Origin of the sequence: Deinococcus aerophilus, assembly GCF_014647075.1 — a bacterium.
Taxonomy (GTDB): Bacteria; Deinococcota; Deinococci; order Deinococcales; family Deinococcaceae; genus Deinococcus; species Deinococcus aerophilus.
In genome coordinates this window covers 1-2,090 of the sequence record NZ_BMOM01000069.1, presented here as the reverse complement: position 1 = coordinate 2,090, position 2,090 = coordinate 1, and the positions used below count along the sequence as shown (strand labels likewise).

Annotated in this window: 1 protein-coding gene and 1 pseudogene; both read right to left on the bottom strand. The window is 59.1% G+C overall.

Annotated features, from left to right (window positions below; all coding sequences use genetic code 11):
- Positions 1 to 551: 551 nt before the first annotated feature.
- Positions 552 to 684 (bottom strand): annotated as a pseudogene (locus IEY21_RS16970) (IS6 family transposase); the annotation flags it as partial.
- Between the two features lie 119 nt (positions 685 to 803).
- Positions 804 to 2,090 (bottom strand): EAL domain-containing protein (locus IEY21_RS16580; RefSeq protein ID WP_229753189.1); only part of this gene is annotated, 1,287 nt, incomplete at its 5' end.

Below are 2,090 nucleotides of genomic sequence, written 5' to 3'. Positions count from 1 at the left end.
TGGTGACAGAGGTGCTGGCCGTTCCCGCAAAGGCGGTCGACATCAGAGCAGCGGACAGGGCGGCAACAACAATCTTTTTCATGAAATCTCCTGAGCGCCGACCTGGAGGGAAAGGGCGCCTGTAACGTTTTGACATTGGTTGTGGACACGTTGGATTCGCGATTTAAGTCAATAAAAACAGAACTATTGCTTGAAAAGCTTTTTACAAGCAAAATTTCTGCCGACTCCAGCTGAATCAGGTACGACGGAATTTAGAATGAACCACTCATGCAACCTGCATCAGTATTATTTTTCTCTCACTTACAGAAGGCTTACAACTTCCTTTATACAGTTGCAGCTGGAGTCCTCAGCACTTGTCCACATTGCCGTCTGGACGCCCTTCGACGTCCTGCAGAGGTACTCATGGCGCTGATCCAGGCCAAATCTGCGCTCCACCGCAAGTCCGTTGGGCCTTCCAACCCCAACTTCGCAAGACGCCCGACATCGGATCGCACGCTGCTTTGACTCTGGTGATCTGAACGTGATGCACCACGTCCATATGAATTCACAGGTGACACAAATATCTCGTTCCAGCAGCAATACTTCGACATCCCGGTGGCCGAGGGGGAAGCGGTGTTAGAACCATAGAGTGGAACCGATGATGCTGAGGGAAAAGCGGTGATGGTAGGGCTTGCGGTCAGTCACAGCTCAGCAGCCCTCCGGGCTTGAGGTGCCAGAACCCCGCTGATGCAGTTGTCCAGGGAGGAGATTGGTGTGGTCTGGCGTTTGCGTTCTGGCGCTGCCGGTCTGCTGCAGCGCCCGGTTCACTGCGGGACGTCAAAGTCCGTGGCGGGACGACCCAGCAAGAACCCCTGAGCGAGATCGGCCCCCAGACTGATGGCATGACGGAGCATGGTCGGCGTCTCAATGCCTTCAACCACCACACGACTTCCCATATGTCCGCTGTAGGCCAACATGGCAGCCATCGCAGCGTTCGCGGCGCGGTCGTCCGGGGCCCTGGAGCCCAGGGTGCGGTCCAGTTTGATGAAGTCGATGTGCAGCTGGCGTAAAATTCCCAGTCCCGAATTGCCTGCGCCTGTGTCGTCCAGCGCCAGCTGAAAGCCTGCCTCACGCAGGTGGTTCATCTGCCGCAGCAGCGGCGTGAGGTGCCCGACGCCTTGTTCCGTGATTTCCAGGACCACCTGCCCAGCCCTCAGCCCTGCAGCTTCCACGGCCGTCAGCAGAGCTGGAGCCAGCAATTCGTCGCGCTCAAGCGTCAATGGAGAGAAATTAATGAAGAGCAGGGTATCGGCCGGCAGGGAAGCAGCGCGACTGAGTGCCCGGGTCCAGCACAGACGGTCCAGTTCCGGCACGCGGCCCAGAGTGGCGGCGATATCAAACACCTCTTGCGGACCCAGAGGCTCAGACGCCTCCGGAAACCGGGCCAGCGCCTCGTAGGCGAAAGGCCGGTCGCGCCGGATGTCCCAGATCACCTGAAAAGCAACGTCGACCTGTTGCTGCTCCAGAATGCCGCGCACAGCCTTGTTGCGTTCCTGAGGCGTGACCGGCGTGTGGTTGACGACCTCGCTGTAGTGCACCACGCGGTCTCTTCCCTGACGCTTGGCTTCGTACAGCGCCGCGTCGGCCTGCGCATGCAGATCCGTGGGATCCTGAGTGTGGGCAGCGATGGAACTGGTGCCCACACTCAGGGTCAGGGGTTCGGCATGCTTGACCCGTTGACACAGCTGATGAAGCGAGGCCACCGCCCCGCTCGGGGGACTGTTCAGCAGCACGGCGAATTCGTCGCCTCCGATCCGGAAAGCCGCGCCGGGGAATTGCTGCTGGAGATGCTGTCCCAGCCGACTCAATATCTGATCGCCGTACAGGTGGCCGTACAGGTCATTGATGTTCTTGAATTCATCAACATCAATGCGCGCCAGGGTGAGTGGGCTTTCGCTGACCGCTGCAGCTTGGCACGCAATTTGAAACGATTCCTGGAAAGCACGGTGGTTGCCCAGCCGGGTCAGATTGGAGTGAACCCAATCAAGCGGACCGCGGGGCAAGTCACATCTGGGCGGCAGTGTAGCGGGCGGCGAACTCGGCAGGTGGGA